Below are 22,984 nucleotides of genomic sequence, written 5' to 3' on the forward strand. Positions count from 1 at the left end.
TTTAGCAAGGCGCATGAATATAAACGCCGCGCATTATACGCATCAATGCGCCAGAAAGTGAGCATTGTGTGCAAATTACGGAATAGTAGAAATTAAATGTAGAAGAATTGCGCAATTATAGCGGGCTGGCGGAATACCAGCCCGGAAGATGACAAAGCTTTACCTTATCGGACGAGACAGAATTTACGCCAAGGTACTAATTCGCGCTAACTGCTCGAAATAGTCCGGGAACGTTTTCGCCGTACATTTCGGGTCAAGGATAGTGACCGGCGTTGCCGACAGCGCCACCAGCGAGAAGCACATCGCCATGCGGTGATCGTTGTAGGTACCGATTTCAGCAAATTTCAGCGTATCAGGCGGCGTGATGCGAATATAGTCTTCGCCCTCTTCCACTTCGGCGCCGACTTTACGCAGTTCAGTTGCCATCGCAAACAGACGATCGGTCTCTTTCACCCGCCAGTTGTAAATATTGCGCAGCACCGTGGTACCTTTCGCAAACAACGCCGCGGTAGCGATGGTCATGGCGGCATCCGGAATATGGTTCATATCCATATCAACGGCATTCAACTCACCGCGTGTACAGGCGATAAAATCGTCGCCCCAGACAACCGTCGCGCCCATTTTTTCCAGCACGTCGGCGAATCGAATATCGCCCTGTACGCTATTGCGGCCAATACCGGTCACTTTCACCGTACCGCCCTTAATAGCGCCGGCAGCGAGGAAGTAAGAAGCTGAGGAGGCATCCCCTTCCACCAGATAATCGCCCGGCGACTGATATTGTTGCCCACCGCGTACGACAAAGCGCTGATAGTTGTGGTTTTCAACGTTAACGCCGAAGGTTTTCATCAGGTGCAGCGTGATGTCGATATAAGGTTTAGATACCAGCTCGCCTTTAATCGCGATCGTCGTGTCCTGCGGCGCCAGCGGCGCAGTCATCAGTAAAGCGGTAAGGAACTGGCTGGAGACGCTGCCATCAACTTCCACCTGGCCGCCGTTGAAACCACCGCGCAGGCGCAGGGGCGGATAGTTTTCCTGCTCCAGATACTCAATTTGCGCGCCCCCCTGGCGTAACGCATCGACCAGGTGGCCTATCGGTCGCTCTTTCATTCGCGGTTCGCCGGTCAGCACAATATCGTTGTGGCCGAGGCACAACGCCGCCGCCAGCGGACGCATCGCCGTACCAGCATTACCGAGAAACAACTCCAGCGCGCTGCTGGCCTGAAGCGGACCGCCGTTGCCGGTGACTTCACAACGAGTGCGATCGGCGGACAAGGTGTAGTGAACTCCCAGGGCGTTAAGCGCATTGAGCATATGGCGAACATCATCGCTGTCCAGCAAGTTGGTCAGCACGGTGGTGCCGTGGGCTAATGCCGCCAGCAGCAAAGCGCGGTTAGAGACACTTTTTGACCCGGGTAGGTTTACGGTGCCATCAACGCGCGCAATGGGTTGTAACGTCAGGGATTCCATGAAACTCGACTCTCAAAAAAACAGAATAAAAACCCCGCAGACCGGCCGCGGGGATGAAAATAAAGCGCTCAGCAATTAGCCGCGACGACGTTCGAAGTCCTGCATAAAGTCGGTGAGCGCCTTGACGCCGGCCAGCGGCATCGCATTGTAGATAGAAGCACGCATACCGCCCACCACGCGGTGGCCTTTCAGCGCATGCAAACCGGCCGCAAAAGACTCTTCAAGGAACAGTTTGTCCAGCGCGCTATCCGCCAGCTGGAACGGCACGTTCATCCGCGAGCGGTTGGCAGCGGCAACATCGTTACGATAAAAATCACTGTTATCAATCACGCCATACAGCAGGTCCGCTTTTTGGCGGTTGATTTTATCCATCGCGGCCACGCCGCCCTGCTCTTTCAGCCATTTGAATACCAGCCCCGCCAGATACCAGGCGAAGGTCGGAGGCGTGTTAAACATTGAGTCATTGGCATTCAGCACGGTGTAATCAAGAATTGATGGGCAGGCGACGCTGGCTTTACCCAGCAGGTCTTCACGCACGATAACCAGCGTCAACCCTGCCGGGCCGATATTCTTCTGCGCGCCAGCGTAAATCACGCCATAACGGCTGACGTCGATTTCATGGGACAAAATACTGGAGGAGTAATCCGCGGTGACGACGACATCTTTGTCAAAATTCGGCGTTTCGTGAATAGCGATACCATCGATGGTTTCATTTGGGCAGAAGTGCAAATAGGCCGCGCCCGGCGTCAACTGCCATTCGCTCATCGGTTTAACGGCTCGCAGGCCGTCAACGGTAGTTTTCGCATCGATAACGTTCGGCGTGCAGTATTTTTGCGCTTCTTTCACCGCACTTGCCGCCCAGTAACCGGCGTCCACATAATCTGCTGTCGTTTTATCACCCAGCAGATTTAACGGGATCCCGGCAAACTGTCCGCGACCGCCACCATGACAGAACAACACTTTATAGTTGGAAGGGATATTAAGCAGATCGCGGAAATCCTGTTCTGCCGTTTCAGCCACCTGGATAAACTCCTTACCACGGTGGCTGATTTCCATTACCGACGTACCCAGACCGTGCCAGTCGCACAGTTCCTGTTGCGCCAGTTTGAGAACTTCTGCCGGCAGCATTGCCGGGCCCGAACTAAAGTTATAGACCTGAGCCATTTCCCCTCACCACGTTGCTATATTGTCTGCACGCGAACCGTCGCGGGCATAAGTTATTCCTGTGGCTATCGGTTTTATCATTCAGTGACACACACCGCAACGAGTAAAACTAAGCGGCCCACAAACGAGGCCACCGTCACACAAAAGAATCAACCAGCTTGACGTCATTAAACCGACATAATCGCTGCGAGCAGATCGCTTTTTCCTCCCTCTTCCGCCGTCCATTCCGGATTTGGACTGACGGCATAAATAATTATCATCTACGTTCACAGGAAACGATCTCGCCGTAGCTCCCCCCGTCAACTCATTTAATACTTGAATATTATCTTAATTCTTCATGAATTATGTTTCCGCGAGAGCACCGTCATTTACCGTCGTATTTCCAGATCATTAAAATTTTCGAACCAGCCGATGAAGACTGGTATTAATCACTTTTAAAGGAATATTTATGCGTGAATTAACCTATAACGAAATGTCTGATGTGAGCGGCGGCTTTGGCCTGTTGTCCATTCCTGCGGCAGTTGGTTTACTGGTCAGCATTCCGACGATTGTCATCGGAGCGATAACCGGGCCCTTTACGCTGGGCGCAGGCTTCGCGGTAATGGCGGCAGGCATCGTCGGTACCAGTCTTGCCGGCGCGGCAATGATCGTTAGCATTTGTACGCCGATTCTGTAACTTGCTACGGCATGTGGAGTTTCTCCGCATGCCATTTACCGCTCTTCTCTTTTTATGCATTGCCGCGGCTAACGACATAGCCACTTACCGGTAAAACCCGTATCATTGCGCATCCTGCCAACAATAAACGAATTGCTATGACCCAGACATTTATCCCCGGCAAAGATGCCGCCCTGGAAGATTCCATCGCTCGCTTCCAGCAGAAACTGCTCGACCTCGGATTTGATATCGAAGAGGCCTCGTGGCTGAATCCGGTACCACACGTGTGGTCCGTTCACATTCGCGATAAAGAGTGCGCGCTGTGCTTTACCAATGGTAAAGGCGCAACTAAAAAGGCGGCGCTGGCTTCCGCGCTGGGCGAATATTTCGAACGTCTGTCTACCAACTACTTCTTCGCGGACTTCTGGTTAGGCGATACCATCGCCAACGGTCCCTTCGTTCATTATCCGAACGAAAAGTGGTTCCCGCTGACGGAAGATGATGAAGTACCGGAAGGCCTGCTGGATGCCCGCCTGCGCGCCTTTTACGATCCGGACGATCAACTGACCGCCAGCATGCTCGTGGATCTGCAATCCGGCAACGACGAGCGCGGCGTCTGCGGCCTGCCGTTTACCCGTCAATCAGACGGCGAAACCGTCTATATTCCGATGAACATTGTCGGCAACTTGTACGTTTCCAACGGCATGTCAGCGGGTAATACCCCGAATGAAGCGCGCGTGCAGGGCTTGTCTGAAGTCTTTGAGCGTCATATCAAAAACCGTATCATCGCAGAGAGCATCAGCCTGCCGGAGATCCCGGCTGAAGTCATGGCGCGCTATCCGGGCGTCGTTGAATCTATCGCCAAACTGGAAGCCGAAGGTTTCCCGATCTTCGCCTACGATGGCTCTCTTGGTGGTAAATATCCGGTTATCTGCGTAGTCCTGTTTAACCCGGCTAACGGCACCTGCTTCGCCTCTTTCGGCGCCCATCCGGATTTCGGCGTGGCGCTGGAGCGTACTGTTACCGAACTGCTACAAGGCCGCAGTCTGAAAGATCTCGACGTTTTTACCCCTCCGACCTTTGATGACGAAGAAGTTGCCGAGCACGCCAACCTGGAAACTCACTTCATTGATTCCAGCGGCCTGATCTCCTGGGATATGTTTAAACAGGATGCCGACTATCCGTTCGTTGACTGGAATTTCTCCGGCACCACTGAAGAAGAGTTCGCCACCCTGATGGCTATCTTCAAAGCCGAAGATAAAGAAGTCTATATCGCCGACTACGAACATCTGAGCGTCTACGCCTGCCGGATCATCGTTCCGGGGATGTCCGATATTTATCCGGCGGAAGACCTGTGGCTCGCTAATAACAGCATGGGCGCACACCTGCGCGACACTATTCTCTCCCTGCCGGGTAGCGAGTGGGAAAAAGAAGATTATCTGGCGCTCATCGAGCAAATGGACGATGAAGGACTTGATGATTTCACGCGCGTCCGCGAACTATTAGGCCTGGCAACCGGCAAAGACAATGGCTGGTATACCCTGCGTATCGGCGAGCTGAAAGCGATGCTGGCCTTGGCCGGCGGCGACCTTGAACAGGCGTTGATTTGGACAGAGTGGACCATGGAATTCAATGCCTCCATCTTCAGCCCTGAGCGCGCCAACTATTATCGCTGCCTGCAAACGCTGCTGTTGCTTAGCCAGGAAGAAGAGCGCCAGCCGCTGCAGTACCTGAATGCCTTCATCCGTATGTATGGCGCGGATGCTGTGGAAGCCGCTAGCGCCGCCCTGAGCGGAGAGGCGCCATTCTATGGCCTTCAGGCGGTCGATAACGATCTGCGCGCTTTCCCGGCACATCAGTCTTTACTGAAGGCCTACGAAAAGCTGCAGCGGGCAAAAGCGGCCTTCTGGGCCAAATAACCCATTAGGGGTAAACCATAACGTTACGGGGCCGCCAGCGGCTCCGTTTTTTTATGATTTGCTCCAAAACCACGCCATTTTGTAGGTGCAAAGTTAACTATAAGTAAAATCCAAACATTGATGATATTTAGATTGTTAATTTTAATAAAAATACTCCATTTTAATTAACCGTAAACAATGGTCACTCATGGAAATTTTCAACATTATTTGCAAATATTAAAATTTAGTTTTTCATTAAAAATCAAAAAGATAAAGCCACAACAGGCTAATTCCACACGCAAAATGGGCCTATGACTCCGGTAGGATATGATCTACATCAAATTCCCTTCTATAATGCTTTGTTAGTATCACACCGCCAACTTATATAAAGAGAGAGTTAGTGTGAAAGCTGACAACCCTTTTGATCTTTTACTCCCTGCCGCGATGGCGAAAGTCGCCGAAGAAGCAGGTGTCTATAAAGCGACAAAACATCCGCTGAAGACGTTTTATCTGGCGATTACCGCAGGTGTCTTCATCTCCATCGCTTTTGTGTTTTATATCACGGCGACCACCGGTACTGCCGCAATGCCTTTCGGGATTGCCAAACTTATCGGCGGGGTATGCTTCTCACTAGGTCTGATTCTTTGCGTCATCTGCGGTGCTGACCTTTTCACCTCGACCGTACTGATCGTCGTGGCGAAAGCCAGCGGGCGTATTACCTGGGGTCAGCTGGCAAAAAACTGGCTTAACGTCTATGTTGGAAACCTGATCGGCGCGCTGCTGTTTGTACTGTTAATGTGGTTATCAGGCGAATATATGACTGCCAACGGCGGCTGGGGCTTAAATGTTCTGCAAACTGCAGACCACAAAATGCACCACACGTTTATTGAAGCCGTCTGCCTGGGTATCCTGGCGAACCTGATGGTGTGTCTGGCTGTCTGGATGAGTTACTCCGGCCGCAGCCTGATGGACAAAGCGATGATCATGGTGTTGCCGGTTGCGATGTTTGTCGCCAGCGGCTTTGAACACAGCATCGCTAATATGTTTATGATCCCGATGGGTATCGTAATTCGCAACTTTGCAAGCCCGGAATTCTGGACCGCTATCGGTTCAACTCCGGAGAGTTTTTCTCACTTAACCGTTATGAACTTCATCACTGATAACCTGATTCCAGTCACTATCGGAAACATCATCGGCGGTGGTTTGTTGGTTGGGTTGACATACTGGGTCATTTACCTGCGTGGCGACGATCATCATTAATGGTTGTCTCAGGCAGTAAATAAAAAATCCACTTAAGAAGGTAGGTGTTACATGTCCGAGCTTAATGAAAAGTTAGCCACAGCCTGGGAAGGTTTTGCGAAAGGTGACTGGCAGAACGAAGTCAACGTACGTGACTTTATCCAGAAAAACTACACCCCATATGAAGGTGACGAATCCTTCCTGGCTGGCGCAACTGATGCGACCACCAAGCTGTGGGACAGCGTAATGGAAGGCGTTAAACAGGAAAACCGCACTCACGCGCCTGTTGATTTCGACACTTCCCTCGCATCCACCATCACTTCTCACGACGCGGGCTACATCGAGAAAGCGCTCGAGAAAATCGTTGGTCTGCAAACTGAAGCCCCGCTGAAACGTGCGATTATCCCGTTCGGCGGTATCAAAATGGTTGAAGGTTCCTGCAAAGCGTACAATCGCGAACTGGACCCGATGCTGAAAAAAATCTTCACCGAGTACCGTAAAACTCACAACCAGGGCGTTTTCGACGTATATACCCCGGACATCCTGCGCTGCCGTAAATCCGGCGTACTGACCGGTCTGCCGGATGCTTACGGCCGTGGTCGTATCATCGGTGACTATCGTCGCGTTGCGCTGTACGGTATCGACTTCCTGATGAAAGACAAATTCGCCCAGTTCAACTCGCTGCAGGCGAAACTGGAAAGTGGCGAAGATCTGGAAGCAACCATCCGTCTGCGTGAAGAAATTGCTGAACAGCATCGCGCGCTGGGTCAGATCAAAGAGATGGCGGCTAAATATGGCTACGACATCTCCGGTCCGGCGACTACCGCTCAGGAAGCTATTCAGTGGACCTACTTCGGTTACCTGGCCGCCGTTAAATCTCAGAACGGCGCGGCAATGTCCTTCGGTCGTACTTCCAGCTTCCTGGATATCTACATCGAACGTGACCTGCAGGCGGGTAAAATCACCGAGCAAGACGCGCAGGAAATGGTTGACCACCTGGTCATGAAACTGCGTATGGTTCGCTTCCTGCGTACCCCGGAATATGATGAACTGTTCTCCGGCGACCCGATTTGGGCAACGGAATCTATCGGTGGTATGGGCGTTGACGGCCGTACTCTGGTAACCAAAAACAGCTTCCGCTTCCTGAACACCCTGTACACCATGGGGCCGTCTCCGGAGCCGAACATCACCATCCTGTGGTCTGAAAAACTGCCGCTGAGCTTTAAGAAATTCGCCGCTAAAGTATCCATCGATACCTCTTCTCTGCAGTACGAGAACGATGACCTGATGCGCCCGGACTTCAACAACGACGATTACGCTATCGCATGCTGCGTAAGCCCGATGATTGTTGGTAAACAAATGCAGTTCTTCGGCGCTCGCGCTAACCTCGCGAAAACCATGCTGTATGCTATCAACGGCGGCGTTGATGAAAAACTGAAAATGCAGGTTGGTCCGAAATCTGAACCGATCAAAGGCGACGTCCTGAACTTCGACGAAGTTATGGAGCGCATGGATCACTTCATGGACTGGCTGGCTAAACAGTACGTCACCGCGCTGAACATCATTCATTACATGCACGACAAGTACAGCTACGAAGCCTCTCTGATGGCGCTGCACGACCGTGACGTTATCCGCACCATGGCGTGTGGTATCGCAGGTCTGTCCGTTGCTGCTGACTCCCTGTCTGCTATCAAATATGCGAAAGTTAAACCGATTCGTGACGAAGACGGTCTGGCTGTTGACTTCGAAATCGAAGGCGAATATCCGCAGTTTGGTAACAACGATGCTCGCGTCGATGACATGGCCGTTGACCTGGTTGAACGTTTCATGAAGAAAATTCAGAAACTGCATACCTACCGCAACGCTATCCCGACTCAGTCTGTTCTGACCATCACTTCTAACGTCGTGTATGGTAAGAAAACCGGTAACACCCCAGACGGTCGTCGCGCTGGCGCGCCGTTCGGACCAGGTGCTAACCCGATGCACGGCCGCGACCAGAAAGGTGCTGTTGCTTCTCTGACCTCCGTTGCTAAACTGCCGTTTGCTTACGCTAAAGATGGTATCTCTTACACCTTCTCTATCGTACCGAACGCGCTGGGTAAAGATGACGAAGTTCGTAAGACTAACCTGGCTGGTCTGATGGATGGTTACTTCCACCACGAAGCGTCCATCGAAGGTGGTCAGCACCTGAACGTGAACGTCATGAACCGCGAAATGCTGCTCGACGCGATGGAAAACCCGGAAAAATATCCGCAGCTGACCATTCGCGTATCTGGCTACGCGGTACGTTTTAACTCCCTGACTAAAGAACAGCAGCAGGACGTTATTACCCGTACCTTCACTCAGACCATGTAATTCCCTGTCTGACTGAAAAAGCGTACAATAAAGGCCCCACATCAGTGGGGCCTTTTTAACAAGTGATTCCCTGCCCCAGCCTGCTTTGCCAGTTATCTATACTTTGGGTACCTGTCAAAACAGACTTAACACAGCCGGTTTGAGCTGTGCATCATAGGCCCTGGAGGGCCGAATCCGGAGATATCACCGCAATGTCAACTATTGGTCGTATTCACTCCTTTGAATCCTGTGGCACCGTCGATGGCCCAGGTATCCGCTTTATTACCTTCTTCCAGGGCTGCCTGATGCGCTGCCTTTACTGCCATAACCGCGACACCTGGGATACCCATGGCGGTAAAGAAATCACCGTTGAAGAATTGATGAAAGAAGTGGTGACCTATCGCCACTTTATGAATGCTTCCGGCGGCGGCGTCACCGCCTCCGGCGGCGAGGCGATCCTGCAGGCGGAATTTGTCCGCGACTGGTTCCGCGCCTGTAAAAAAGAAGGTATCCACACCTGTCTGGATACCAACGGCTTCGTACGTCGCTACGATCCGGTGATTGACGAACTGCTGGAAGTCACCGATCTGGTGATGCTTGACCTTAAGCAGATGAACGATGAAATCCACCAGAACCTGGTCGGCGTTTCTAACCATCGTACGCTGGAGTTCGCCCAGTATCTGTCGAAGAAAGGGATTAACGTGTGGATCCGCTACGTCGTGGTTCCCGGCTGGTCTGATGATGACGATTCCGCGCATCGTCTGGGTGAATTTACCCGCGATATGGGCAACGTCGAGAAAATCGAACTCCTGCCCTACCACGAGCTAGGTAAACACAAATGGGTCGCGATGGGCGAAGAGTACAAGCTTGACGGCGTACATCCGCCGAAGAAAGAGACCATGGAGCGGGTGAAGGGTATCCTTGAGCAGTATGGTCATAAGGTGATGTACTAAACCGACAGCGGGCCGGAGGTGCTCTCACGACGGCCCGCAACTATAATAGAACCAATCCCGTCGATAACGGCACACTATGAACGCAATACCGTCTGCCCACAGGAACATTCATTTCATAAACGGACTACGCGCGGCCTTCGCCGCGCGCCAGAATGTTTACGCGTGTGCCACCGGCGTCGGATGATGCCCGGCTTTGCGCAGCAGCGTCAGCAGGTAAATAAACGATACGCTGGCGATCATAATAAACAGTAGGTTATCAGAGAAGTTCTGCATCAGCATTGCCGTCAGGGTCGGCCCCAGCAGGCTGCCGATGGTATAACTCATCAGCAACGCCTGGTTCATCGCTACCAGTTGATGGTGTTCAACCTTCTCGCAGGCCCAGGCCATCGCCACCGGATACAGAGTAAAACCGGATGCGCCGAGCACAAAAAGCGCTGGCGCCATTGCCGCCTGGCTCAGCATCGCCAGACAGCCCAGAATCACCACAAAGACCTGTACGCGCAGCACCAGCAGGCGGCCATAGCGGTCAGCCAGACGCCCGACCGGCCACTGCCCGAGAATGCCTGCGCTAACCATCACCGCCATCCAGAAACCAATACCGGAATCGCTGACGCCCTGGTGGTTCAGCCACAGCGGCATCAGGCCGTATAGTGAACCAAGCACGATACCGGAGATAATGCAGCCATTCACACCGTGGCGCGCCTGACGCAGTTTCAGCATCGGCCAGATACGTACCGTTTCATGCGGTTCGTCCGCCTGGCTCATAATACGCGTAAACAGCAGCGGCAATATTGCCGCCAGCGCCAGACCGGTAACCCACGGCAGCACGCTCATTAAATCGGTCGGTAATTTGCTGACCATCAGTTGACCCAACACGGTACCGACGTAATAGACCATCATGTATGCCGCCAGCAGTCGACCGCGGCTGCGGGAGGTACCGCTGCACACCAGGGCGCTTTCCACCACCACCCAGATCATCGCGCAGCCCACCCCGGCAATAAAACGCCAGCTCAGCCATGTCCAGAAGCCGAGAGTAATACCCAGGCCAACGCAGCCAACGGCAAAAATTAATGACGCCAGGTAATAGCTACGGTTAAACCCCAGACGTTTAATGACCCAACCGGCAAATAACGTGCCCACCAGATTGCCGGTAAAATAAGAGGAGCCGACCATCCCAACCTGCCAGGTTGGCATATTTTCATGGGCGAGCCAGAGCGGGACAAGCGTATTTAAAACCGCGATTGCCAGCGTCAACAGAAGCAGGCCACAGAGCAACATTTGCACTGGGCGAGTGTAGATGGTCATGGGTATTAACCGTGAGGAAGTTCAGATTTCGTGCGCATCATGCCACTGCTGTAAACATTGTCAATCCGCCAGAATTCAGGCCTGACGCGGTTTTCAGGGCAACGATAGAAGTTTTTTATCCAGCGGAACGGCAACGGAATTATTCTTTATATTATTCCATTGTTTTTATTAATTTATTGGAAAACTATAGTGGGAATATCAGTAGAAAAATTTCATGAATCAACCGCATTTTTTAATCACGCCGGAATAGGCTTCCGGCGTGATTTCACGTTATTAACTGGCGATAGCCATACCGACGGTCATATGCAGACCATAGAATACGCCGCGGCCAATCATCTCGCCGACCAGCACCAGCACAAACGCCAACCCCAGCAGCGGCAATGCGGGTTGATAACCTTTAAGCTGCGGTACAATCCAGCAGACCAACGCCAGAACTAACGCGACCGTCCGCCATGCCATTAAGGAACCATAATTCGGCACCAGCGCCGAGGCCTGTTGGATTGAACTATGGATCGTCGCCAACTCGCTGCCCTGAATCAGCGCGACGGTCACGCTAATCACCAACGCCACCAGCATGATCACTGGCAATAAACGCATCGCCCAACCGTCCACACCCGCGACACGCAGCAGCAGGTAACCCAACAGCGGCCCGCCGATAAACAGGGTCAGGAAGAAGTTGAGCGGTGTCCAGATGGTGTACCAGGTGGGTACGGTATCGATAGTGTTATATACGCGGATCATCATCCAGACAAAGATGACGCCGAGGATCATGGTGACGGCCAGCCACAGATTACGCAGCCCAGACGGAAGTTTATTTACCACCGCCAGCAGCCAGCCAATCCCGCCGACGGCGAAGAAAAGCGCGCCGCTGGCTATTTCATTGCTTAACGAGGATGCGCCAACGCGGTTCAGCGAATTAAACGCGCGCATTGGCGAACCAAGGTGCATGGTGGAGGCGATAAAACCGATCCCCATTAACACCCACAGCCCAAACATGCTCATTATCACCCGCCGCTGCTGCTCGCGCGAAAGTTCGCCCTTCATCAACGCCAGCGCGAGAACGATAAAGCCCCCGGCGACGCATTGACCGAAGACCGTGAAAATCATCAGCGGCCATTCATGCCATCCATTTCCCATTTTAGACCTCCTTCGGATTGGCCAGATAGCCGGTGGTATCGCCGCACGGACGGCTGTTGGCGTTTGGTTTTATCACAATGTTCGGCCTGGTGAAGTGCGCCGACGGCAGCGGCGCCACGGCGGCCAGTTGGCCGTGCTTTTCACGCAGTTCGGCAATCGGCCCGAAGTCCAGCGCCCGCAGCGGGCAGGACTCGACGCAAATCGGTTTCTTGCCTTGTGCCACACGCTCGTGACAGCCATCGCATTTGGTCATATGCCCTTTAGCGGCGTTGTACTGCGGCGCGCCATACGGGCAGGCCATATGGCAGTAGCGACAGCCGATGCACACCTCTTCATTGACCACCACAAAACCATCTTCGCGCTTGTGCATCGCTCCGCTCGGGCAGACCTTGGTGCACGCCGGGTCTTCGCAGTGGTTACAGGCGATGGAAAGGTAGTAGGCAAAAACGTTCTGATTCCAGACACCGTTGTCCTCCTGCCAGTCGCCGCCGGCATACTCATAGATACGACGGAAGCTGACGTCCGGCGTCAGGTTCTTGTAGTCTTTACAGGCCAGCTCGCAGGTTTTGCAACCGGTGCAACGGGCGGAATCGATAAAAAATCCATACTGAGTTGTCATCGGTTACTCCTTACAGCTTTTCAACCTGGACGAGGTTGGTATGCGATGGGTTGCCTTTCGCCAACGGCGACGGACGCTGGGTGGTCAGCACGTTAATGCTGCCGGCCTGATCCACGCGTGAGGCGTCCGGGTTATACCAGGCGCCCTCGCCCAGCGCGACGACGCCCGGCATCATACGTGGCGTCACTTTCGCTTCGATATGGACTTCGCCGCGGTCGTTGAAAATACGAATGCGATCGCCATTGACGATGCCGCGCGTCTTCGCATCGATCGGATTGATCCACATTTCCTGACGGCAGGCTGCCTGCAGGACATCAACGTTGCCATAAGTTGAGTGGACGCGAGACTTGTAGTGGAATCCCGTCAGCTGTAACGGATATTTAGCAGTCAACGGATCATTGTAATTTTCAAACCCAGGAGTGTAGATCGGCAGCGGATCGATGACATCGCCTTCCGGCAGCTCCCAGGTCGCAGCGATTTTAGCGAGCTCCTGGGAATAGATTTCGATTTTGCCCGATGGCGTGGTCAGCGGGTTGGCCTGCGGATCGTCACGGAAGGCTTTATACGCCACATGATGACCTTGCGGGTCACGCTGCTTGAAGATGCCCTGCTGGCGGAAAGTATCGAAATCCGGCAGTTCGGGAATCGCTTTACGCGACTGCTCATACAAATAGCGCATCCAGCCTTCCTGAGTCCGGCCTTCGGTAAATTTCTCCGCCACCCCCATGCGTTTCGCCAACTCGGTGGTCATCTCATAGATGGTTTTGCATTCGAAACGCGGTTTGATTGCCTGGTCGGCAAAGATGACATAGGACATATTGCCGCAGGAGGCGTCCAGCGCGAAGTCCATCTGCTCAGAGGCGGTACAGTCCGGCAGCAGAATATCGGCGTATTTCGCAGACGACGTCATGTGGCAGTCGATGACCACGATCATTTCGCACTTCTTATCGTCCTGCAGGATTTCGTGGGTGCGGTTGATCTCGGAGTGCTGGTTGATAAGGCAGTTCCCCGCGTAGTTCCAGATCATCTTGATCGGCACGTCGAGCTTATCTTTGCCGCGTACGCCATCACGCAGCGCGGTCATTTCCGGACCACGTTCAATCGCGTCGGTCCACATAAACATAGAGATGCTGGTCTCTACCGGGTTTTCCAGCGTCGGCATGCGCTCGAACGGCAGGCTATATGAACCTTCACGCGCGCCGCTATTGCCGCCATTGATCCCAACGTTGCCGGTCAGAATGGCGAGCATGGAGATGGCGCGGGTGGCGATTTCGCCGTTGGCGTGACGCTGAGGTCCCCACCCCTGGCTGATATACGCCGGTTTCGCCGTCGCTATCTCGCGAGCCAGCTTCACAATGCGCTCACGCGGGATCCCGGTAATGGTGGATGCCCACTCCGGCGTTTTAGCGATACCGTCGGAACCCTGACCAAGGATGTAAGCTTTATAATGTCCATTCGCCGGCGCATCGGCAGGCAGGGTTTTCTCGTCGTAGCCGACGCAGTATTTATCGAGGAAGGGCTGATCGACCAGATTTTCAGTAATCATCACCCAAGCCAGCGCTGAAATAAGCGCCGCGTCGGTTCCCGGTCGAATCGGGATCCATTCATCTTCACGCCCGGCGCCGGTGTCGGTATAACGCGGATCGATAATGATCATGCGGGCATTGGATTTCTGCCGCGCCTGTTCAAGGTAGTAAGTCACCCCGCCGCCGCTCATGCGCGTTTCGCCAGGGTTATTGCCAAACAGCACCACCAACTGACTGTTTTCGATATCCGACGGGCTATTGCCATCGGCCCAACCGCCATAGGTGTAATTCAAACCAGCCGCAATCTGCGCCGATGAATAGTCGCCATAATGATTGAGATAGCCGCCGCAGCAGTTCATCAGACGAGCAATCAGCGTTTTTCCTGGCGGCCAGGAACGAGTCAGAGTCCCGCCGAGCGTACCGGTTCCGTAGTTCAGATAAATAGATTCGTTGCCATAATCTTTAATCAGGCGCTGCATATTGCTGGCGATAGTGTCGAACGCCTCTTCCCAGCTAATTTGTTCGAATTTTCCTTCACCGCGTTTGCCGACGCGCTTCATCGGATATTTCAGCCGGTCAGGGTTATAGACCCGACGGCGCATAGAGCGGCCTCGCAGACAGGCGCGAACCTGATGCAGACCGTCGTAGTTATCATCGCCGGTATTATCGGTTTCTACGTACTTAATCGCACCATCAACCACGTGCATGCGCAGCGGACAGCGGCTGCCGCAGTTTACGGTGCAGGCACTCCAGACCACTTTCTCACTCACTGGCGCCAGCGTATCAGCGGCGTGCGCAATACGCGTGAAGGGCAAGGTCAATGCGTTGCTGGCCATCGCCAGGCCGCCTATCGCCGTGGTTTTCATTAAACCACGTCGGCTAACTTCGGCAGCCAGTAAAGCATCGGGGGCTTTGATTTTCATAGATACTCGCTTTGGTTGCTCACAATAAGCTGACAATCGTTATATAATTTTATATATATCGGATTTTATTGGCTTTTTATGCTGTATTAATCCAAAGGGAGTATCACCGGATTTACTGAGGGGATTATTGCCCGGTATCAATAAGGATATAAAAAAAGCGCCCGCAGGCGCTTTTAAGGAAAGAGCAGAAAAGATTAACCGATATATTCGAGGCCACGCATATACGGGCGCAGAACTTCCGGGATCTCGATACGGCCATCGGCCTGCTGATAGTTTTCCATCACCGCAACCAGCGTACGGCCAACCGCCAGACCAGAACCATTCAGGGTATGAACGAGACGAGTCTTTTTGTCGGACTTGCTGCGGCAACGCGCCTGCATACGACGTGCCTGGAAATCCCAGACGTTGGAGCAGGAAGAAATTTCGCGATAGGTATCCTGCGCCGGAACCCACACTTCGAGGTCATAGGTTTTACAGGCGCTAAAGCCCATATCGCCGGAACACAGCGCCACCTTACGGTACGGCAGACCCAGCAGTTGCAGAACCTTCTCAGCGTGGCCGGTCATCTCTTCCAGCGCCGCCATGGAGTCTTCCGGACGTACAATCTGCACCATTTCAACTTTGTCGAACTGGTGCATACGGATCAGACCGCGAGTATCACGACCATAGGAACCCGCTTCAGAACGGAAGCACGGAGTATGGGCGGTCATTTTAATCGGCAGATCGTCTTCGTCGATGATTTCGTCGCGGACCAGGTTGGTCAACGGCACTTCGGCGGTCGGAATCAACGCGTAGTTGCTGCTATCGGCTTCTTCTTCCAACGGACGAGTATGGAACAGGTCGCCGGCGAATTTCGGCAACTGGCCAGTACCGTACAGCGTGTCCTGGTTCACCAGATAAGGAACATAGTTCTCGCTATAGCCGTGCTGTTCGGTGTGCAGATCCAACATAAACTGCGCCAGCGCGCGGTGCAGGCGGGCCAGCTGGCCTTTCATCACCACGAAACGGGAACCGGTCAGCTTAACGGCGGCGGCGAAATCCAGCCCCCCATGCATTTCACCCAGCGTCACGTGGTCGCGCACCTCGAAATCAAACTGGCGCGGCGTACCCCAGCGGCTGACTTCAACGTTGTCGTTTTCGTCACGGCCCACCGGCACGTCATCGTGAGGAATATTCGGGATCGCCAGCGCGATATCGCGAATTTCCGCCAGCAGCGTTTCCAGCTCGGACTTTGCGGCATCCAGCTGTTCGCCAAGCTTGTTCACTTCCAGGCGTAATGGCTCGATATCTTCCCCGCGCGCTTTCGCCTGGCCAATGGATTTCGATCGGGAGTTACGCTCCGCCTGCAGGTTTTCGGTTTGAACCTGCAGAACTTTACGACGCTCTTCAAGAGCGCGCAGTTTATCTACATCCAGCTTAAAGCCCCGGCGTGCCAGTTTTTCTGCGACTGCGTCTGGCTCGGTACGCAGCAGATTGGGATCGAGCATGCTTATCCTGTGCTTATCGAATTTAAATAGGAAAAATGGCCGCAAACTACGACCACGGAAATAGAGGTAATAACCTTACCGCAACGCCACAATTAGCGGTAGCGTTTTATCTGGCTATTTTGATCCAGTTCGGCAAGCCAGGCGAGCTTTTCAGCGATTTTGCCCTCGAGCCCCCTGTTTGTTGGCTGATAATAGCGCGTTTGCGCCATTTCCTGCGGGAAATACTGCTCGCCAGCGGCGTAGGCGTTAGGTTCATCGTGCGCGTAGCGGTACTCCTGGCCATAGCCCATCTCTTTCATGAGTTTGGTCGGCGCATTGCGTAAATGTACCGGCACGTCGTAATCAGGGCGATCGCGAGCGTCTGCCAGCGCGGCCTTAAAGGCGGTGTAGACCGCGTTACTCTTCGGCGCACAGGCCAGATAAACAATCGCCTGAGCGATAGCCCGCTCACCTTCCGCCGGCCCAACGCGAGTAAAACAATCCCACGCGGAAATGGCTACCTGCATGGCGCGAGGATCGGCGTTGCCGACATCCTCAGACGCGATAGCCAGACAACGGCGAGCAACATACAACGGATCGCCGCCTGCGGTAATAATCCGTGCGTACCAGTACAGCGCCGCATCCGGCGCGCTACCGCGCACGGACTTATGTAACGCGGATATAAGATCGTAAAAACGGTCGCCTTTATTATCAAAACGCGCGCTACGCTCGCCGGCAATTTCGGTAAGCAGTTCCGCTCTCAGCACTCGCTTGCCCGAATCGTCGTTTTCAGCCATATCGGCCATCATTTCCAGCGTGTTCAACGCCCGGCGCGCATCGCCGTTGACCAGCTCGGCAATCGCCTTGCGGGTTTCATCCGGCAGGATAATATCTTGCCCACCGTAGCCTCGCGCTTTATCGCTCATCGCCTGGTTGAGCACCTGCTCGATATCGTCCGTGGTCAATGATTTGAGCAAGTAGACGCGAGCGCGGGAGAGCAAAGCGGAATTAAGTTCAAATGACGGGTTTTCGGTCGTCGCGCCAATAAAAGTAATAGTGCCGTCTTCGATGTGCGGTAGAAATGCGTCCTGCTGACTTTTATTAAAACGATGCACTTCATCAACAAACAGGATAGTGCGTCGACCAGCGTTGCGATTTTGCCGCGCACGTTCGATAGCTTCGCGGATCTCTTTGACGCCAGATGTAACAGCCGAGATACGCTCGACATCAGCATTGGCGTAGCGAGCGATCACTTCCGCAAGGGTAGTTTTACCCGTGCCCGGCGGCCCCCACAGGATCATCGAGTGCAGATGCCCTGCCTCAATCGCCCGCGGCAGCGGTTTACCCGGCGCCAGCAGGTGCTGCTGGCCAATGTACTGCGCTAAATTTTCTGGCCGCATACGGGCGGCCAGAGGTTGAAATGCATTATCGGAAAAATCGAGCGAAAAGTTGCTCACATTCGCCTCTACTTACGTTGATCGTCCACCGTCACCCCTTGCGGCGGCGTAAAAGTGAACTTAGATGCGTCGACGGCGCCATTCTGCTGCGACTTCAGCTGATAGCTGCTGCGCTGGTCGTCTTGCTCAACGGCGCTGAACTGATGGATAGTACCGTCACGGCCGACATTGATTGTGAACTGCTTGAGGTTGCCGTTACCGCTTTTCGGCGTCAGCACAAAATCATCGCCGTTTTGTTTGATGTTGTATTGCTGCCAGTCCGCTGACTGGTTGCGGGCGATCAGCATGAACGGCGTGTTGCTGGTCGCGTTTTTCAGCCAGGTCGCGGTTGCCTGCTCCACAAACGGATTATAGAACCACAGCGTTTTCCCATCCGATACCAGAATACTTTCATCCGGCTGGGTCATATGCCAGTTGAACAGATTCGGGCGTTTCACCCACAAATCGCCCTGCCCGTCCTGCACGGCATTACCGCTTGCGTCGGTCACTTTCTGAGTGAAGCTGGCATGGAAACTGCTGACTTTATCCAGACGGCTTTTTAAGTCGCCGGCAGCGTCTGCCCAAACCTGGCTTACCACGAAGCCAGACAATAATGCACAGGTGATGGCAAGTTTCTTCATTGTTGATCCTTATTGTGCGTCACTCCCGACGCGGGAGCCTGTTCTGTCCCTACTGTAGAGCCGTTGAGAGCAACGGAATAGCAGAACAGGCTGATTTTGCGCTTATTTACCGAACTTTGCACTTACTCGAAGGGCGGCGGCGCCAGGACTTCACGGTTACCGTTATGGCCTTGCTCGCTGACGATCCCCTGAGCTTCCATCTGCTCAATGATACGCGCCGCGCGGTTATAACCGATACGGAACTGACGCTGCACCCCCGAGATCGAGGCTTTGCGCTTCTCGGTTACGAAGTTGACCGCCTGATCGAACAGCGGATCCAGCTCTTCCCCGCCATCAAAGCCGCCACCACCGCCTTCGCTTTCGCTATCGGAGGTAATACCGTCAACATACTGCGGACGACCGCGCGCTTTCCAGTCCTGCACCACGGCGTGTACTTCCTGGTCACGGACAAATGCGCCATGGACACGAACCGGCATGGTGGAATTCGGCCCGGAATAGAGCATATCCCCCATGCCCAGCAGCGATTCTGCGCCCCCCTGGTCAAGGATGGTACGCGAGTCAATCTTGCTCGATACGGTGAAGGCGATACGCGTCGGAATGTTGGCCTTGATAAGACCGGTAATCACGTCAACCGACGGACGCTGGGTCGCCAGCACCAGGTGAATACCCGCCGCGCGCGCTTTCTGCGCCAGACGCGCAATCAGTTCTTCCACCTTCTTACCGACGGTCATCATCAGATCGGCGAATTCATCCACCAGCACCACGATGTACGGCAGTTTTTCCAGCACCGGATGCACGGCGTCCATACTGTCGCCCGGTTTCCAGTAAGGATCCGGGATCGGGCGTCCCATGCGTGCGGCCTCAGCGATCTTCTCGTTGTAGCCCGCCAGATTACGCACGCCCAGCGCCGACATCAGCTTATAACGGCGCTCCATTTCATTGACGCTCCAGCGCAACGCATTGGCGGCGTCTTTCATGTCGGTGACAACTTCCGTCAGCAGATGCGGGATACCTTCGTACACCGACAGCTCAAGCATTTTCGGGTCGATCATGATGAAACGAACGTCTTCCGGCTGCGCCTTATAGAGCATGCTGAGGATCATGGCGTTCACGCCGACCGATTTACCCGAACCAGTGGTACCGGCAACCAGCAGATGCGGCATTTTCGCCAGATCGGCCACCACCGGATCGCCGGCGATATCTTTGCCCAGCACCACGGTAAGCGGCGATGGGTTCTCGCGGAATTTCGGACAATCGAGCACTTCGCGCAGGTATACGGTCTGGCGTTTTTTGTTCGGTAATTCCAGGCCAACGTAAGGTTTACCCGGAATAACTTCCACCACACGCACCGCCACGGTCGACAGCGAACGCGCAAGGTCGCGCGACAGGTTAGAGATACGCGCGGCCTTCACCCCCGGCGCGAGGTTCAGCTCGAAACGAGTGATCACCGGACCCGGCGAGTAGTTCACCACATCCGCTTTAATGCGGAAATCGGCGAGACGCGCTTCGACCAGACGCGCCATCTGCTCAAGCGCAAAGGTATCAACAGGTTCAACTTCGCTCGGCGGTGGCGTCAAGAGATCCAGCGACGGCAGCGGCGTTGTTGGTCTTTGCAGCGGACGGCTGTCGCCATTACGCATCAGTAGCGGATGAATAAGGCTATCCTGCGGCGACGGCGCGGGCTGCTGAGCAACCGGCTGTTGTTGCTGCATTGGCTGCTGCGCAGGTTGATAAGCCTGCGGTTGCGGAGCTACCGGCTGATGGTGTACGGGCGGCTGCGCAGGTTGATAACCCTGCTGTGGCGCGGCTGCCGGTTGTTGATAATGCTGAGCCGGTTGCTGGGGCTGCACTTCCGGCGTCGGCGTAAACAACGGCTCGCTTGGACCATCATTGACCAGCGTTTTCATCGGCGAGAACTCATAGTCCGCCGGTGAGAAGGGATTGGCTCCCGGCGGCTGCTCGCTGGCATAGCGCTGCTGCTGGGTCGCGGCAAACTGGCGCGCCAGTTCGGCTTCAGCGGCAGCGTCTTCGTCCTGCTCATCGCTTTCGGATTCCCAGGACTCGCCATAGCGCTGTTGCTGGGTAGCGGCAAACTGACGCGCCAGCTCGTCCTGTTCCAACGCATCGGCTTCATCGTCGCTCAGCGGCTCATTATCGTAATGATGTTCAAGCTCGGCCCGACGCGCGCGCTCTTCAGCAATACGCTGAGACGGCAGCTTAATGCCATAGGAAGCAAGCTCCCGACGCGTCGGCACACGGACGCGATTCGGACGCGGCAATTTCGGACCAATGCCTTCTTTTACCTGTACCCGCGGGCCGCTGGATGCCGGGCTGAAAACTGGCGCTGCGTCAGCGGCGGTTGACGCCACTGAGGCGGCTGCGGCTGCGCTGCCAGAAGTGGTGGCCTGATGAACGCCTGCGGCGACGGCCGTCACGGCGGCGGCATCGACGGACGGCACGGATGGGGCAGCCGGGGTGGTGATCGGTTTGGTCGCCACCGGGCTCGCCGGTTCAGGGATTGGCTGATACCAGGATTCCAGCAACTCACGCTCGCGCGCGCGCTTCTCTTCGACTTCCTCGAAGTAGTACATCGGCGGGCGTTTAGTTTCTTCCTGAGGAGTCTCAGGCTCAGCGGCTGGCGCCGGTTCCTGATGATAAACAGGTTGTTGAACAGCCGGTTCAGGCTGGTATATCGGCTGCTGCGGATGCGCGGATTCCGGCTGGTAAACCGGTGGCTGCTGCGGCGCATACTCAGGCTGATACACAGGCTGTTGTGGATGCGCGGCTTCCGGCTGGTAAACCGGCGGCTGCTGCGGCGCATACTGAGGCTGATACGCCGGCTGCTGTGGATGCGCGGCTTCCGGCTGATAAACCGGCGGCTGCTGCGGCGCATACTCAGGCTGATACGCTGGCTGCTGTGGATGCGCGGCTTCCGGCTGGTAAACCGGCGGCTGTTGCGGGGCGTATTCCGGCTGATACACTGGCTGCTGCGGATGCGCGGATTCCGGTTGATAAACCGGCGGCTGCTGCGGCGCATACTCAGGCTGATACGCCGGCTGCTGAGGATGCGCGGCTTCCGGTTGATAAACCGGCGGCTGCTGCGGCGCATATTCAGGCTGATACACCGGTGGTTGCAGGTGAGCGGCCTCCGGTTGGTATGCCTGACCTGTCCCCTGCTCCGCCCATGCCTGCGGCGCAACGACAGCGGCGGAGGCGGCGCCGATCGGGTCGGCCACCGTATGGCCGTTCAGTAGCGGATCGTAAGGGTCTAAATCGCCAGGACGCGCGGCGCTGGCGCTGTATTGTACTGCTTCCGCATCATCCATTCGTTTACCGGAGAACAGCGCGGCATCGGTTTTACGCCCCATCGGGTTGGCGAACTTTTCCGCCAGACGCTTACGACGCGCTAGCGCGCTGCGTAAGATGCGGGCGCGACGCGATTCCCGCGGCTGTGCGGTATCGTCGTCTTCTTCATCTTCATATTCATCATCTTCATATTCTCCTTCATCAACCCAGGTATCGTCCCGACGGGTACGATTACTGGCAAAGGTAAGAATAGAAAGGATTGCGCCGCCGAGTTTCTCGGCAATGCTGACCCATGACCAGCCGGTAAACAGCGTTAAACCCGCGGCCCAGATACAAAGCAAGGCGATAGTGCCGCCGCTGCTGTGCAGCAAGGGTTGTAAGGTGGTGCTAAGCAGGCTGCCAATGACGCCGCCGGAGGCAAAGTACCAGATATCGTCGGCGTTAATTGCCGCCAGGCCGCAGGAGGTGAGGATCAGCGCCAGCGCGCCGATCAGGCGCAACGAAACAGCGAAGTAATCGACATACTCGTCATTTTCCTGATGACGCCATGCAAACCAGCAGCCGCCGATGATGATCACGGGGATGGTGTAGGCCATTACGCCAAAGATGAAAAATAACGTGTCCGCCAGCCACGCGCCGGGCATGCCGCCCAGATTATGGATAGGCTCATGCCAGGCGGTCTGTGACCAACTGGGATCGGATGGATTAAAGCTCAGTAATGCCGCCATCAGCCAGATGGCAAAAAGAGAGCAAAGGATGAGTAACGCCTCAAGAACGCGGCGCCCGCTGCTTAGCTTCGTTAGTTTGACTTCTTTGTCTTCGGTGTATTCCTGGCTCAAGAAAGGCTCTCCAGGTATCAGGCAATTTCCTGCCTGCTGCTAAAACGGACAACAGCGCCGGGTCTCCCCGGCACTG

At 54.8% G+C, this 22,984-nt stretch carries 15 protein-coding genes; 5 read left to right on the top strand and 10 right to left on the bottom strand.

Translation table 11 applies throughout. From position 1 onward, the window contains the following. Window positions 1–183: 183 nt before the first annotated feature. Window positions 184–1,467: a 3-phosphoshikimate 1-carboxyvinyltransferase gene (gene aroA / locus KGA69_RS22130; RefSeq protein WP_045395741.1), complete on the bottom strand. Its 1,284-nt coding sequence runs from the start codon at window positions 1,465–1,467 to the stop codon at window positions 184–186. Window positions 1,468–1,542: 75 nt separating this feature from the next. Next, the gene (serC, locus tag KGA69_RS22135; protein ID WP_045395743.1) at window positions 1,543–2,631 is read right to left on the bottom strand and encodes a 3-phosphoserine/phosphohydroxythreonine transaminase; all 1,089 of its coding nucleotides are present in this window, start codon (window positions 2,629–2,631) and stop codon (window positions 1,543–1,545) included. A 448-nt stretch (window positions 2,632–3,079) separates the two neighbouring features. Between serC and KGA69_RS22140 the strand changes: the two genes are divergently transcribed. From KGA69_RS22140 to pflA, 5 genes are all read left to right on the top strand, one after another. Further along, a complete protein-coding gene (locus tag KGA69_RS22140; protein WP_045395746.1) occupies window positions 3,080–3,307 on the top strand; it encodes a hypothetical protein in 228 nt (75 codons plus the stop codon). Between the two features lie 137 nt (window positions 3,308–3,444). Then, complete coding sequence (gene ycaO, locus KGA69_RS22145) at window positions 3,445–5,205, top strand: 30S ribosomal protein S12 methylthiotransferase accessory factor YcaO (RefSeq protein WP_045395749.1); 1,761 nt, start codon at window positions 3,445–3,447, stop codon at window positions 5,203–5,205. Between the two features lie 381 nt (window positions 5,206–5,586). Continuing rightward, window positions 5,587–6,444, top strand: coding sequence for a formate transporter FocA (focA, locus tag KGA69_RS22150; RefSeq protein ID WP_015367477.1), 858 nt, complete (start codon window positions 5,587–5,589; stop codon window positions 6,442–6,444). 51 nt (window positions 6,445–6,495) lie between these two features. Continuing rightward, window positions 6,496–8,778: a formate C-acetyltransferase gene (gene pflB, locus KGA69_RS22155; RefSeq protein WP_015367478.1), complete on the top strand. Its 2,283-nt coding sequence runs from the start codon at window positions 6,496–6,498 to the stop codon at window positions 8,776–8,778. Between the two features lie 191 nt (window positions 8,779–8,969). After that, entirely contained in the window at window positions 8,970–9,710 is a 741-nt protein-coding gene (pflA, locus tag KGA69_RS22160; RefSeq protein WP_015367479.1) for a pyruvate formate lyase 1-activating protein, read from the top strand. Window positions 9,711–9,866: 156 nt separating this feature from the next. On the opposite strand, the gene KGA69_RS22165 is transcribed toward pflA, so the two are convergent. The 8 genes from KGA69_RS22165 to ftsK form a co-directional block, all read right to left on the bottom strand. Continuing rightward, window positions 9,867–11,015: an MFS transporter gene (locus KGA69_RS22165; protein ID WP_045389472.1), complete on the bottom strand. Its 1,149-nt coding sequence runs from the start codon at window positions 11,013–11,015 to the stop codon at window positions 9,867–9,869. Window positions 11,016–11,288: 273 nt separating this feature from the next. Then, the gene (locus KGA69_RS22170; protein WP_047077249.1) at window positions 11,289–12,152 is read right to left on the bottom strand and encodes a dimethyl sulfoxide reductase anchor subunit family protein; all 864 of its coding nucleotides are present in this window, start codon (window positions 12,150–12,152) and stop codon (window positions 11,289–11,291) included. Window position 12,153: 1 nt separating this feature from the next. Next, the gene (locus KGA69_RS22175; protein ID WP_032711291.1) at window positions 12,154–12,771 is read right to left on the bottom strand and encodes a DMSO/selenate family reductase complex B subunit; all 618 of its coding nucleotides are present in this window, start codon (window positions 12,769–12,771) and stop codon (window positions 12,154–12,156) included. A 10-nt stretch (window positions 12,772–12,781) separates the two neighbouring features. Then, on the bottom strand, window positions 12,782–15,220 hold the full coding sequence (gene dmsA / locus KGA69_RS22180) for a dimethylsulfoxide reductase subunit A (protein ID WP_015367483.1): 2,439 nt from the start codon (window positions 15,218–15,220) through the stop codon (window positions 12,782–12,784). A 194-nt stretch (window positions 15,221–15,414) separates the two neighbouring features. Beyond that, the gene (gene serS, locus KGA69_RS22185; RefSeq protein ID WP_015367484.1) at window positions 15,415–16,707 is read right to left on the bottom strand and encodes a serine--tRNA ligase; all 1,293 of its coding nucleotides are present in this window, start codon (window positions 16,705–16,707) and stop codon (window positions 15,415–15,417) included. Window positions 16,708–16,799: 92 nt separating this feature from the next. After that, a complete protein-coding gene (gene rarA, locus KGA69_RS22190; protein ID WP_015704877.1) occupies window positions 16,800–18,143 on the bottom strand; it encodes a replication-associated recombination protein RarA in 1,344 nt (447 codons plus the stop codon). Window positions 18,144–18,151: 8 nt separating this feature from the next. Then, complete coding sequence (gene lolA, locus KGA69_RS22195) at window positions 18,152–18,763, bottom strand: outer membrane lipoprotein periplasmic chaperone LolA (protein ID WP_015367486.1); 612 nt, start codon at window positions 18,761–18,763, stop codon at window positions 18,152–18,154. A 122-nt stretch (window positions 18,764–18,885) separates the two neighbouring features. Then, on the bottom strand, window positions 18,886–22,908 hold the full coding sequence (gene ftsK / locus KGA69_RS22200; RefSeq protein WP_213292665.1) for a DNA translocase FtsK: 4,023 nt from the start codon (window positions 22,906–22,908) through the stop codon (window positions 18,886–18,888). Window positions 22,909–22,984: the final 76 nt, after the last annotated feature.

The organism is Klebsiella sp. A52 (assembly GCF_018388785.1).
Classification (GTDB): Bacteria; Pseudomonadota; Gammaproteobacteria; order Enterobacterales; family Enterobacteriaceae; genus Klebsiella; species Klebsiella aerogenes.